Source organism: Streptomyces sp. NA02950, from assembly GCF_013364155.1.
Classification (GTDB): domain Bacteria; phylum Actinomycetota; class Actinomycetes; order Streptomycetales; family Streptomycetaceae; genus Streptomyces.
This window is the reverse complement of sequence record NZ_CP054916.1, coordinates 3,438,420-3,450,904: the sequence shown is the minus strand read 5'-3', so window position 1 is coordinate 3,450,904 and position 12,485 is coordinate 3,438,420. Positions and strand designations below refer to the sequence as shown.

Here is a 12,485-nt window from a genome sequence, read left to right as displayed (position 1 = left end):
GAGCTGCCGGGGCGTGAGGTACCGGGTGCTCTCGGTGTCCAGTCCGGTGTCCGACCCCGGCAGCGTCCAGTCACGATCCGGACGCGGTCCGTGTCGTACGCGGCGAAGTCGTCGTACCCGTCCCCGTTGAGATCCCCGCCCCGCCCTTTCCGGGACACCGCGGCCGTGCCCTCCGCGGGGCGCCGCGGCCCCTGTTCCGGGGCGCTCCAGCGCAGCCCGCCGGCCTGTGCCGGCGGCTCGCCCCGCCCGGCCCCCTTGGTGAGGCCATCGCCTTGGCCCGAGCCGCATCAGGTGAGCAGTGTGCCCAGCGCGCAGGGCGCGAGCAGTCCGGCGAGTCCTCCGCTTCCGCGCGATGCCATGGGCCCAGCTCACACGGTGCGAACCCGGGGCCGCCATGGCCGCTACCGCACCGTTATCGGGCCGGAGCCGGAAAGGGATCAGCCGGAGCCGCACGGCTCGTCCGCCGGTCAGCCCCAGCCCGCCGCGCGGGGCCCGTCAGTCGGTCAGCCCCAGCGCCGCCGCATGGACGTCCAGGCGCTCGGCCGCCAGCGCCGTGCCCGCGGTGTCCTCGCGGGAGGTGGCCAGGACCAGGGCCCAGCCGGCCAGGGTGTGCGCCCGCTGGTGCAGGGCGGCTATCCGGGCCGGGTCGGCGGAGTTCGCCGAGGGGGCGGCCCGCAGCGGGCGGCGGCCGTCGCCGAGCCGTACGACCTGGGCGGCGATCCGCTCGGCGGCCTCGTCCAGGGCCGGGTCCGGGGAGAGGGCGCGCAGCTCGTCGGTGACGGTCAGCAGTGCGGTCAGATGTCCGCCGAGCCGGATGTCCAGCTCCTCCTCGCGTGAGCGATGGGGGAAGTCGGGCTCGGGCTCGGCCATGGTGTGGACCGACTTGGTGCGGATCGGCTCGTACATGGATGGCCTCCCAGATGTCCAGGAGGCCATCTTAACTTAGACGCTGTCTAAAGTTGAGTCTTCGCTAAAACGGATCATCGAATTCCTGGACCGGGGCGGCCCGGGGCGGTCCGGCCATCCTCGGGGCCGGGCTCAGGGCTGGCCGTAGCCGTCCAGGAAGTTGCCGATCCGGGTCACCGCGTCGGCCAGGTCCTCCTTGGCCGGGAGGGTGACGATGCGGAAGTGGTCCGGCTCCGGCCAGTTGAAGCCCGTGCCGTGGACGATCATGATCTTCTCGGTGCGCAGCAGATCGAGCACCATCTGCCGGTCGTCCTTGATCTTGTAGACGTTGGGGTCCAGCTTGGGGAACGCGTACAGCGCGCCCTTCGGCTTGACGCAGGTCACGCCCGGGATCTGGGTCAGCAGCTCATAGGCGACATCGCGCTGTTCCACCAGCCGCCCGCCCGGCAGCACCAGGTCGTTGATCGACTGACGGCCGCCGAGGGCGGTGGCCACCGCGTGCTGTGCGGGCATGTTGGCGCACAGCCGCATATTGGCCAGGATCGTCAGCCCCTCCAGATAGCTGGCGGCGTGGGCCTTCGGACCGCAGACCGCGAGCCAGCCGCTGCGGTAGCCCGCGACCCGGTACGCCTTGGACAGCCCGTTGAAGGTCAGGGTCAGCAGATCGGGGGCGACCGAGGTGGTGGGGGTGTGGGTGGCGTCGTCGTAGAGGATCTTGTCGTAGATCTCGTCGGAGCAGACGATCAGCCGGTGGCGGCGGGCGATCTCGGTGATCCCGCGCAGCACCTCCTCGCCGTAGACCGCGCCCGTGGGGTTGTTCGGGTTGATGATCACGATCGCCTTGGTGCGGTCGGTCACCTTGCGCTCGATGTCGGCGAGGTCCGGCAGCCAGTCCGACTGCTCATCGCAGCGGTAGTGCACGGCGGTGCCGCCGGAGAGCGAGACCGCGGCGGTCCACAGCGGGTAGTCGGGGGAGGGAACCAGCACCTCGTCGCCGTCGTCCAGCAGCGCCTGCATGGACATCTGGATCAGTTCGGAGACACCGTTGCCGAGGAAGATGTCCTCGACATCGAGGTCGATTCCCTGGGTCTGGTAGTGCTGCATCACCGCGCGGCGGGCGGACAGCAGACCCTTGGCGTCGCCGTAGCCATGGGCGTCGCCGAGGTTCCGGAGCATGTCCTCGAGGATCTCCGGCGGGCACTCGAAGCCGAAGGTCGCCGGGTTGCCGGTGTTCAGCTTGAGGATGCGGTGACCCGCTGCCTCCAGTCGCATCGCCTCCTCGAGCACCGGGCCACGGATTTCGTAGCAGACGTTGGCGAGCTTCGTGGACTGGATCACCTGCATGTCGGCAACCCTACGGTGCCGCCCCCGGCCACGCTCGGTGTTTTTCACCACGTGGACGGTGGTCGGGAGCGCCCGGGGGCGTCCGGCGCCGGAGCGTTACGCCGCCGTCGGTGCGGTCCGTCCGGCCCCGAGGACGGCCGTTCAGCCCGCGCGCCGCCGTACCGACCGGCCCGCCAGCACACTCGTCCGGCGGCCGTCCTCCACCACGAACCGCCCGTCGATCAGAACGTGCGGAATCCCCACCGGAAGGGTGCGCGGCGCCTCGAATGTCGAGCCCGCCGCCACCGTCAGCGGATCGAAGAGCACCAGGTCCGCCCGGTACCCCTCGCGCACCAGACCCCGGTCCGGCAGCCGCAGCCGGGCCGCCGGGCGGCCGGTCAGATGGGCCACGCACTCCTCCAGCGGCAGCACCCCGAGCTCGCGCACATAGCGGCCGAGATAGTGGGGGAAGGTGCCGTACGCGCGCGGATGCGGTTTGGCGCCGTGCAGGATGCCGTCGCTGCCGCCGGTGTGCACGGGGTGCTTCATGATCGCCTGGACGTTCTCCTCATGGCCGACGTGTTGCAGGATCGTCGAGCCGAGCCGGTCCGCCAGCAGCAGCCGGCGCGCGGTGACCCAGGGCGCCTCACCGCGCGCCCGCGCGCTCTCGGCGACCGTCCTGCCGACGTGGTCGCTCAGGGCCGGGTCGCTCACCCCGGAGATCTCGATGGTGTCCCACGCGATCGGCACCCCGTGGCAGCCGTCCGCCCCGTCCACCTCCATGACCCGCCGGATCCGCTCGGCCGTGGCGTCGTCCCGCAGCCGGGCGAGCGTCGCCTCCGGTCCGCCCTCGGCGGCCCAGCTCGGCAGCATCGCGGCGAGCGTGGTGCAGCCGGGGAGGTAGGGGTAGGTGTCCAGGGTGATGTCGGCGCCGTCGGCGAGCGCCGCGTCGAGCAGGGCGAGCAGCTCGGGGGCGCGGCCCTCGTTCACCTCGAAGTTCAAGGTGGCGTGGGCCAGGTGCAGCGCACAGCCCGCCTCGCGGGTGAGCGCCACCATCTCCTCGTACGCGCGCAGGGCGCCCGCGCCGTAGGAGCGGTGGTGCGGGCAGTAGTAGCCGTCGTACGCCGCGACGACCCGGCACAGCTCGGTGAGTTCGGCGTCCGATGCGTACATCCCGGGGGTGTAGGTGAGTCCGGAGGACATCCCGACGGCGCCCTGTTCCAGCCCCTCGGCCACCAGCCGCTTCATCCGGGCGAGTTCACCGGGCGCAGCGGCGCGGTCCTCCCAGCCGAGCGCGAGCATCCGTACGGTGCCCTGCGGGACGAGATACGCGGCGTTGACGGCGATGCCCTCGCCGTCGAAGCCACGGTCGAGGCGGTCCAGATAGCCGCCCACGTCGCGCCAGTCGAAGTCGATGTCCGCAACTCCGGGCGCACCGCCGTTCCAGCCGGCGATGGCGGTGCGGATCTGGGTGAGCGTGCGGTCGTCGACGGGCGCGTAGGAGAGCCCGTCCTGGCCGATGACCTCCAGGGTGACGCCCTGGGCGGCCTTCGCGGAGTGGTCGGGGTCGCGGAGCAGCGCGAGATCGCTGTGCGCGTGCATGTCGATGAAGCCGGGGGAGAGGGCCAGCCCGTCGGCGTCCACCACGCGCCGTCCGCCCGGCCGCGGGCCGCCGTCCTCCCGGACGACGGCGGCGATCCGTCCGCCGTCCACGGCCACATCGGCCCGGTAGGCGGCCCCGCCGGTGCCGTCGATGACGTGTGCGTCGCGGATGACCAGGTCCATGGCGGATGCCTCTCGTTCTGCCGGTCGCGCCTGCGGCGCGCTGTCGTTCCCGTCCAGCCGCCCCTGGTTTCGTGGGGAACCCGGGCGCAGCCCCGGGAAGGGCGGGGGGATGGGCCAGGCCCGTCTTCAGGGGGGCCGCCCTGCTCCCGACGCCTGGCACGGCGCCCCCGGCTACCGCTGGGAGGTGCCCGGCCGCGTGGTCACCAGCCGCCCGCGTACGCCCGGTACGAGGGCGATCCTCCGCCGTGCGGTGTTCCCCCAGCTACCGCTGGGAGGTGCCCCCTGCACCAGACGCCGCTCGCGTCCGGACGCCCCCTGTGAAGACGGACCCTAGAAGAACGTGCGGATGTAGTCCGTGACCGTTCCGTCCGCCTCGGCCAGCGGGATCAGCTGCCACTTGTCGAAGCTGGTGCACGGGTGGGAGAGGCCGAGGCCCACCCAGTCGCCGACCTCCAGTTCCGTGTCGTCCGCGACCGCGACCCAGGCGTGCTGGTCGGACAGGCCGGTGACGGTGAGACCGGTGGCGGGGCGGGTGGCGCCGTCCCGGGCGGAGCGGACGACCTGGGGTTCGGGCAGGTCCAGGTCGTACGCGGCGTCCCGCTTGCCCGCGTTGAGGAACGCCTGGCCCGGTTCGGGGCGGGAGACGACCTGGGCCCACAGCCGGAAGGCGGGGTGCAGCTCGCCCTCCTCCGGGATCCGGTTGAACGGGGTCCGCTTGCGGTAGTGGCCGTCGTCGTGGGAGACGTACGCGCCCGAGCGCAGCAGTTTCAGCACCGGCCGGGACAGCTCGGGAAGCTCCGCGAAGACCTCCGCCACCACGTCGAACCACGCGCTGCCGCCCGCGCTCACCACGATCTCGTCCGTCTCGCCGAGCCCCGCGAAGCGGCCCGCCGCGTCGAACCCGGCGGCCAGCGCGGTGAGCCGGCGCAGCCAGGTCCGGACCCGCTCGGCATCCGGCTTCGGCACCTCGCCCTCGTATCCGGCGACGCCGACCAGCCGCAGGGTGGAGGTGGCCGCCACCGCGTCGGCGACCACGGCGCACTCGGCCTCGGTGCGCACACCGGTCCGCGCGCCCTCGCCCGCGCCCAGTTCGACCACGACGTCCACCGGCCGGCGGGCGCCCGCCTCGCGGAGCGCCGCGTCCATCAACTCGACCCCGCGGGTGGAGTCGACGTAGGCGATGAAGCGGAAGCCGGGGTCCGCGTCGAGCTCGGCCGCGAGCCAGTGCAGGGCGGCGGCGTCCACGACCTCGTTGGCGAGGAAGATCCGCTGGATGCCGAAGGCCCGGTACATCCGCACGTGGGAGGGGACGGCGGCGGTGATCCCCCAGGCACCGTGGACGAGTTGGCGCTCGAAGAGCTGTGGGGCCATCGAGGTCTTGCCGTGCGGGGCGAAGGCCAGGTGGTGGGTGGCGGAGTAGCGCTCCATCTCCATGAGGTTGTGCTCCAGGGCCTCGGCCGACAGCGCCAGCACCGGGGTGGTGAACCCGCCGGTGAACAGGGAGCGCCGCTCGGCGGCCAGTTCGCCGAGGGTACGGCCTTCGGCGGTCGGGGGCAGCCCCTTGAAGCGGTGGTCGACACGCTCCCGCGCGAGTCCCGCGAGGGACGACGGACCGCTGTGGTCGGTGGCCATGGAGGCGCCTCCCTTTTGATCGATTGCAACATGTGCAACATTCATTGCGTATGACGCTCAGCGCTGTCTAACATCCCGCCAAGCACCCGGTCAACGGTGTGTGCCGTACCCCGACGAGCGAGGAGCGAGACCGATCGTGCCCCCTGCCGTGAGCGTCGACGTCGTGTGCCTCGGCGAGTCGATGGTGACCTTCGTGCCGTCCCGGCCGGGCCGCCTCGCCGATGTGCCCTCCTTCGCACGCGGCATCGGCGGGGCCGAGTCCAATGTCGCCTGCGGACTGGCCCGCTGCGGGCACCGCGCACGCTGGATCAGCAGGGTGGGCACGGACGGGTTCGGCGACCATCTGCTGACCGAGATCGCGGCCGCGGGGGTGGACATCAGCCGGGTGCAGCGCGACCCCCGCCGCCCGACCGGTATCTACTTCCGTACGGCGGGGGAGCGGGCGGTCGGCCAGGAGCCCGGTGCGGCGGCCGGCCGGGAGTCGGTCGCGGCGCTCGACCGGGAGCCCGGCACACGGGAACGCCCGGCCGGGGAGCCGCTCGCCGAGGTGGTCTACTACCGGGCCGGTTCCGCCGCCGCGGCCATGTCGCCGTCCCTGATGGAGCGGGAGCAGCTGTGGTCCGGCCGGATCCTCCATCTGACCGGGATCACCGCGGCCCTCTCCGACGGCTGTCTCGCCCTGATGCGCGAACTGACCACCCCCGCCCCCGGCCGCCCGCTGGTCTCCTTCGACGTCAACTACCGCTTGGCGCTGTGGCAGGACGAGGGCGGGCGCGGCCCCTCCGTCCTGCTCGACCTCGCCCGCGGCTGCGATCTGGTCTTCGTCGGCGAGGACGAGGCCGAGGCCGCCTGGGGAGTGCGCGGCGCCGACGCGATCCGGGCGGCGCTGCCCGAACCGTCGGTGCTGGTCGTCAAACGGGGGGCCGCCGGGGCCACCGCCTACGCCCGCGGGCCCGGCGGAGCGGACACCGTCACCGTCGAACCCGCCCCGCGCGTCGAGGTCGTCGCGCCCGTCGGTGCCGGGGACGCCTTCGCGGCCGGATTCCTCTCCGGCACCCTGCGCGGCCTGTCCGTGGCCGAACGGCTGCGCCACGGCCATCTGATGGCGGCCGCCGCGCTCACCGTCCCCGGCGACCTCGCCACCCCGCCCTCCCGTGCGCGGGCCGATCGATGGGTGGCACTCGATGCCGCCGCGTGGGGCACACTGCGATTCGGCCCCGGCCGGACGAATCCGGCGCATTCCGGCCCCGAGACCGCAGCGGTGGAGGTATCCAACCCATGAGCCAGACCGTCGACCGAGCGCTGAGCATCCTGCCCCTGCTGGCGGAGGGGCCCGCCAACCTGGAACAGGTCGCCACCCGGCTCGGGGTGCACAAGTCCACCGCGCTGCGGCTGCTGCGCACCCTGCACGAGCACGGCATGGTCTACCGCCAGGAGGACCAGCGCTACCGGCTCGGGGCCCGGCTGTTCGCGCTCGCGCAGCAGGCCGTGGAGAACCTGGACGTCCGCGAGATCGCCCATCCCCATCTGGTCGCGCTCAACGAACAGTGCGGGCACACCGTGCATCTCGCGGTGTACGAGGAGGACGAGGTCCTCTACATCGACAAGGTGGAGAGCCGCTATCCGGTGCGGATGTACTCCCGGATCGGCAAACCCGTCGCGATCACCGTCGCCGCCGTCGCCAAACTGCTGCTGGCCGATCTGCCGGAGCCCGAGCGGCGCGCGGTGGCCGAGCGGCTCACCTACCCCGCGTACACGGCCCGTTCGACACCGAACGCCGCCGCGTTCCTCAAGGAGCTGGCCACCGTTCGGGAACAGGGCTGGGCCACCGACCTCGGTGGCCACGAGGAGTCGATCAACTGTGTCGGGGCGCCCATCCGGGGAGCGGACGGCAGGGTGGTGGCCGCGTGCTCGGTGTCGGCGCCCAATGTGGTCGTCACCGCGGACGAACTCCTCACGCTGCTGCCGCTGGTGCGCCGTACCGCGGAGGCGATCAGCCGGGAGTACTCGGGAAGTGCCCCGGCCCGGGGGCCGCATGATGCCATGGCAGAAGCGCCCGGGGCTGTGAAGCCCGAGGCGGTCAGATCCGACAAGAGAACCAAGGAACCCCTTTCATGAGCGAGAAGCTGCAGAAGACCGCGATCACCCCGGCCGGACACACCACCCCGCCCGCCAAGTTCTCGCACGGCGTGAAGAAGGGGAACATCCTCCAGGTCGCCGGTCAGGTCGGCTTCGGCCCGGCGGTCCCGGGCCAGGCCCCGGCCCCCGTCGGACCGACCCTGCGCGAACAGTCCCTCCAGACCCTGCGCAATGTGCAGGCCGTCCTCGAAGAGGGCGGGGCGAGCTGGGAGGACGTGGTGATGGTGCGCATCTACCTCACCGACACCGCCCACTTCGCCGAATTCAACGCCCTGTACGACGAGTTCTTCGCGGACCTCGAGGAGGCGCCGCCGGCCCGTACGACGGTCTACGTCGGCCTCCCCGCCGGACTGCTCGTCGAGATCGACGCGCTCGCCGTCCTCGGCTGACGCCCGTCCCCGGCCCCCGCGGTGGGCGGGGGGTGCGCAAGGCCCGTCCCCGTTGTGTCCCCCGGCCTTCCCCGCCCCGCCCGCCGCGGATCCCCCGTCCCCGAACCATCCCGGCCAACCCCCCACACCAGCAGGACACGGAGTTCTGATCACCCCCATCCCGGCATCCCGACCGCGCGGCCCTCCGCCGTGCGGCGCCGCCCCCTACCCTTTTTCCGGAGTTCCCCATGCTGCTCGCGGCCGCTCCCGCTGCCGAGACCCCACCGCACACCGGTGGTCTGCTCGCACTCATCCATGGCACCGCAGGACTGCTGACCGTCGCCGCCCTCGGTATCGCGCTTCTGCTCTACCTGATCATCAAGGTCCGCCTCCAGCCGTTCGTGGCCCTGCTCGGCGTCTCCATCGCGGTGGGCCTGGCCGCCGGGCTCTCGGTCACCGAACTCTTCGGCACCGTCCAGAAGTCCGACGCCGTCTCGCTCATCGAAACCGGGATGGGCGGCATCCTCGGCCACATAGCCATCATCATCGGCCTCGGCACCATGCTGGGGGCGATCCTGGAGGTCTCCGGCGGCGCCGAGGCGCTCAGCTCCCGGCTGCTCGGCCTGTTCGGCCAGGAACGGGCACCGCTCGCCATGGGACTGACCGGGCTCATCTTCGGCATACCCGTCTTCTTCGACGTCGGCATCTTCGTCCTGGCGCCGATCGTCTACGCGGCAGCCCGGCGCAGCGGGAAGTCGATCGTGCTCTACGCGATGCCGCTGCTCGCGGGGCTGTCCATGACCCATGCCTTCCTGCCGCCGCACCCGGGGCCGGTGGCCGCGGCCGGACTGCTCCATGTCGACCTGGGCTGGGTCATCCTGATGGGTGTGCTGGTCGGGGTGCCGTCGGTGCTGGCCGCCTGGGGCTACGCGGCGTGGATCGGCAAGCGCCTCTTCGTCCCCGTACCGCAGGACATGGTGGAGGCGGCCGAGGAGGCCAGAGCGGCGGTCGAGGCCGAACAGCGGGCCGCGGGTGCCACTCCGGCGGAGCGGCCGGTGCCGGTGGGCACGGTCCTGGCGATCATCGGGACCCCGCTGGTCCTCATCCTGTGCGCCACGTTCTCCTCCGTCGCGCTGGACCCGAGCACCGGACGCTCGGTGATCGAGTTCTTCGGCCATCCCTTCGTGGCGCTGACCATCGCGCTCTTCCTCGCCTTCTACCTGCTGGGCATCCGGCGCGGCTGGTCGCGGAATGCACTGGAGTCGGTGTGCACCGCCTCGCTCAAGCCGGTGGGCAACATCCTGCTGGTGGTGGGCGCGGGCGGGGTGTTCGGCGCGGTGCTCAAGGGCAGCGGGGTGGCCCAGGCGCTGGCGGACGCCTTCGACAGCGCGGGGCTGCCGGTGATCCTGCTGTCCTGGCTGATCGCGCTGGTGCTGCGGGTCGCCCAGGGCTCGGCGACGGTCGCGATCGTCACCACGGCGGGGATCGTCTCCCCGATGCTGGCCGACGGCGACTGGTCCCAGGCGCATCTGGCCCTGGTCATCATGGCGATCTCGGCGGGCTCGATCTTCGCCTCGCATGTCAACGATGGCGGATTCTGGATGGTCGCCAAGTACTTCGGCATCTCCGAGCGGGACACGCTCAAGTCGTGGACGGTGCTGGAGTCGGTGCTGTCGGTGGCGGGCTTTGCGGTCGCGGGGCTGCTCAGCCTGGTGATCTAGGACCTGCCGCCGCAACCGGGCGTTCGGCCGCGGACCGCCCCGGTGAACCACCGGGGCGGTCCGCGGCCGGGTCACCGGCTCAGCCGGTGCAGTACTGCGCCTCCTTGCCGATCGACCGGTACATGCAGTCCGCGTTCTCCAGCAGTTGGAGCACCGCGTCCCGGTTGCGCTCCGTCTCGCGGTCGATCACCTCGTCGGGCGGGTAGAAACCGCCCCCGCCGAAGGACGACGGATACATCTCGAAGGTGTAGGCGAACACCTTCTGGGAGCCCCACAGCCAGTCGTCGATGGACCCGTCGGTGATGTAGAGATCGCTCGACTGCTCCGGGGTGTAGCCGTTGCTCGCGGCCATCTTCTTGCCGACGGCCGCGAACGCGTCACGGTCGTCCTGGGTCATCCCGGTGGTGGTGTCGCTGGTCGTCCAGCCGAACGGCCACAGCACCAACTCGCTGTAGGTGTGGAAGTCGATGGCGGCCTTGAGCTGCTGCTTCCCGCCGACGACCCGGCTGCGGGCGAAGTCCGCGACCACCTTGACCTCGGGGGCCGACTCGGCCCGGGGGCCACGGTAGGTCTCGGATCCGGCGGAGCCGGAGGAGCCGCCGCAGCAGCCCCACTTGAAGTCCCAGTTGCGGTTGAGGTCGGTGCCGACGGATGAGGAGCCGGAGTTGGGCTGGCGGTTCTTGCGCCAGCTCCGGTAGCGGCCGGTGGCGATGTCGTACTCACCGCCGTCCGGGTTGAGATCCGGGACGATCCAGATCTCCCGGCCGTCGACCGCGCTGGTGATCCGGGGGTCGCTGCCGTAGCCGGTGGTCAGCTCCCGCACCAGATACAGCGCCATCTCCACCGTGAGGTGTTCGCGCGCGTGCTGATGGGCGGTGAACAGCACTTCGGGCTCGGCCTCGTCAGTGGCCACATTGTCGCTGATCTTGAGGGCGACGATGTCCCGTCCCTCATAGGACTTTCCGATGACGCGCTTGCTCAGAATGGCCGGATACGCGGCGACCGCCTTGTCGATCTCGGCGTTGGCCTCGGCGTAGTTGTGGTACCCCGCGTCGGCGGAAGGGAAGTCGAAGGGCTGCCGGCCGGACCTGCCCCCGGAGCGGTCGGGCGGGCCGTCCAGTTCGGTGAGCCGGTAGCCGAGCGCGCGCAGCCGCCTGGCCTCCGCGGCGTTGGCGGTGACCACGAGGGAGCGGGCGTCCACCTCGTCGATCGAGACGCCGGTGGCGGCGACGGCGGAACGTTCCGCTTGGGTGGCCGGGCCCGCGACCTCGTACTGGGCGACCTTCTCGTCGGCCGGGACCGCGGAGGTGGTCCCGGCGGTGGTCCCGGCCGCGGCCTCGGGTGCGGGGCCGGAGGCCGGGTCGTCGGCTGCGGCGGCGATGGGGGCGGCGAGGGCGAGGGCCAGCAGGGCGGCGAGGGCGGTAGAACGTCTGCCGCGGATGCGTGGTCGCATGAGTTCTCCTGGGGGGTGAAGGTCTCCTGTGGGGGTGAAAGACGAGCGACTGCTGCGCCAGTGTTCGGCCATGTGCATGACATGGTCAAGGGTGGGAAATGGTCGTCGGGGAAGGAACTTCTCATCGAGGGAAGGAAACCCCCCATGAAAAGACCTCTCGCCGGTGCGCTCTCGGCCCTCTTACTCGCCGGGGCGGCCGTCCTGGGCACCGGCGCCGCCCCCACGGTGGCCGCGACCCCCACCCACTCCTCCGCCGCGTCCTCCGCCGCGTCCTCCGCCGCGTCCTCCGCATCGGCTCCGAAGGGCGCGGCGGCGCGCGCGGTGGACTTCGCGGGCACGGTGGCGCTCAGCAACTGCTCGGGCTCCGTGGTACGGACCCCGGGCTCCGCCGACACCGACCCCGCGCTCGTACTCTCCAATGGACACTGTCTGTCCAGCGGCTTCCCGGCCGCGGGCGAGGTGATCGTCGACCAGCCGTCCAGCCGGAGCTTCACCCTGCTGAGGAGCTCGGGTGCCAGTGCGGGCACGCTCCGGGCCACCAAGGTCGCGTACGCGACGATGACCGACACCGACATCTCGCTGTACGAACTGAGCTCGACATACGCCCAGATCGAGCAGCGGTACGGCATCAGGGCCCTACAGCTGTCCGACAGCCACCCGGTCCAGGGCGCCAGCATCAATGTGGTCTCCGGCTACTGGAAGAAGATCTACGCCTGCAATATCGACGGATTTGCATATCGTCTTAAGGAAGGGGAGTGGACCTGGAAGGATTCGGTCCGCTACACCTCCGCCTGTCACACGATCGGCGGAACGTCCGGCTCGCCCGTCGTGGACACCGCCTCCGGCAAGGTCGTGGCCGTGAACAACACCGGCAACGAGAGCGGCGGCCAGTGCACCCTGAACAACCCCTGCGAGGTCGACGAGAGCGGCACGGTGACGGTCCGGCAGGGGATCAACTACGCCCAGGAGACCTACGGCATCACCCGGTGCGTGACCACCGGCAACAAGATCGACCTCGGTCTGCCGGGGTGTGAGCTGCCCACGCCCTGACCGAACGGAACAGGGGTGCTGGCAACACCCCGGCCCGGGGGCGGCCACCAGTGCGCCCCCGGGGTACCGCGCGGAAGGCTGGGGTCCTGGTCACACCGCATCAGAAAC

Annotated in this window: 10 protein-coding genes; 5 read left to right on the top strand and 5 right to left on the bottom strand. The window is 71.6% G+C overall.

Features of this window, described 5'->3' with window-relative positions:
- Positions 1–495: 495 nt before the first annotated feature.
- From HUT19_RS14615 to HUT19_RS14600, 4 genes are all read right to left on the bottom strand, one after another.
- Entirely contained in the window at positions 496–906 is a 411-nt protein-coding gene (locus HUT19_RS14615) for a hypothetical protein (RefSeq protein WP_176180911.1), read from the bottom strand.
- 132 nt (positions 907–1,038) lie between these two features.
- Positions 1,039–2,250, bottom strand: a complete 1,212-nt coding sequence (locus HUT19_RS14610; RefSeq protein WP_176180910.1) for a pyridoxal phosphate-dependent aminotransferase — start codon at positions 2,248–2,250, stop codon at positions 1,039–1,041.
- 141 nt (positions 2,251–2,391) lie between these two features.
- Entirely contained in the window at positions 2,392–4,014 is a 1,623-nt protein-coding gene (locus HUT19_RS14605; RefSeq protein ID WP_176180909.1) for an amidohydrolase family protein, read from the bottom strand.
- Between the two features lie 330 nt (positions 4,015–4,344).
- Complete coding sequence (locus tag HUT19_RS14600) at positions 4,345–5,646, bottom strand: amino acid deaminase (protein ID WP_176180908.1); 1,302 nt, start codon at positions 5,644–5,646, stop codon at positions 4,345–4,347.
- Between the two features lie 136 nt (positions 5,647–5,782).
- Between HUT19_RS14600 and HUT19_RS14595 the strand changes: the two genes are divergently transcribed.
- The 4 genes from HUT19_RS14595 (at position 5,783) to HUT19_RS14580 (ending at position 9,874) form a co-directional block, all read left to right on the top strand.
- A complete protein-coding gene (locus HUT19_RS14595; protein ID WP_176180907.1) occupies positions 5,783–6,928 on the top strand; it encodes a sugar kinase in 1,146 nt (381 codons plus the stop codon).
- On the top strand, positions 6,925–7,764 hold the full coding sequence (locus HUT19_RS14590; RefSeq protein ID WP_176180906.1) for an IclR family transcriptional regulator: 840 nt from the start codon (positions 6,925–6,927) through the stop codon (positions 7,762–7,764). The genes HUT19_RS14595 and HUT19_RS14590 overlap by 4 nt, the downstream gene beginning before the upstream one ends.
- On the top strand, positions 7,761–8,174 hold the full coding sequence (locus HUT19_RS14585; RefSeq protein WP_176180905.1) for a RidA family protein: 414 nt from the start codon (positions 7,761–7,763) through the stop codon (positions 8,172–8,174). Before HUT19_RS14590 ends, HUT19_RS14585 begins: the two co-directional genes overlap by 4 nt.
- Positions 8,175–8,401: 227 nt before the next feature.
- Positions 8,402–9,874, top strand: coding sequence for a GntP family permease (locus HUT19_RS14580; RefSeq protein WP_176180904.1), 1,473 nt, complete (start codon positions 8,402–8,404; stop codon positions 9,872–9,874).
- A 79-nt stretch (positions 9,875–9,953) separates the two neighbouring features.
- Here the strand turns inward: HUT19_RS14580 and HUT19_RS14575 are convergent, their stop codons facing one another.
- A complete protein-coding gene (locus HUT19_RS14575) occupies positions 9,954–11,327 on the bottom strand; it encodes a M14 family metallopeptidase (RefSeq protein ID WP_176180903.1) in 1,374 nt (457 codons plus the stop codon).
- Between the two features lie 144 nt (positions 11,328–11,471).
- On the opposite strand from HUT19_RS14575, the gene HUT19_RS14570 reads away from it, so the two are divergent.
- Positions 11,472–12,377 carry a serine protease gene (locus HUT19_RS14570; protein WP_176180902.1) on the top strand — a complete coding sequence of 302 codons (906 nt, stop codon included), beginning with the start codon at positions 11,472–11,474 and terminating at the stop codon, positions 12,375–12,377.
- Positions 12,378–12,485: the final 108 nt, after the last annotated feature.

Bases quoted from the DNA above. Each gene is read 5' to 3' on its own strand.
- HUT19_RS14615 (WP_176180911.1), bottom strand. From the start codon at position 906: ATGTACGAGCCGATCCGCACCAAGTCGGTCCACACCATGGCCGAGCCC.
- HUT19_RS14610 (WP_176180910.1), bottom strand. From the start codon at position 2,250: ATGCAGGTGATCCAGTCCACGAAGCTCGCCAACGTCTGCTACGAAATC.
- HUT19_RS14605 (WP_176180909.1), bottom strand. From the start codon at position 4,014: ATGGACCTGGTCATCCGCGACGCACACGTCATCGACGGCACCGGCGGG.
- HUT19_RS14600 (WP_176180908.1), bottom strand. From the start codon at position 5,646: ATGGCCACCGACCACAGCGGTCCGTCGTCCCTCGCGGGACTCGCGCGG.
- HUT19_RS14590 (WP_176180906.1), top strand. From the start codon at position 6,925: ATGAGCCAGACCGTCGACCGAGCGCTGAGCATCCTGCCCCTGCTGGCG.
- HUT19_RS14585 (WP_176180905.1), top strand. From the start codon at position 7,761: ATGAGCGAGAAGCTGCAGAAGACCGCGATCACCCCGGCCGGACACACC.
- HUT19_RS14580 (WP_176180904.1), top strand. From the start codon at position 8,402: ATGCTGCTCGCGGCCGCTCCCGCTGCCGAGACCCCACCGCACACCGGT.
- HUT19_RS14575 (WP_176180903.1), bottom strand. From the start codon at position 11,327: ATGCGACCACGCATCCGCGGCAGACGTTCTACCGCCCTCGCCGCCCTG.
- HUT19_RS14570 (WP_176180902.1), top strand. From the start codon at position 11,472: ATGAAAAGACCTCTCGCCGGTGCGCTCTCGGCCCTCTTACTCGCCGGG.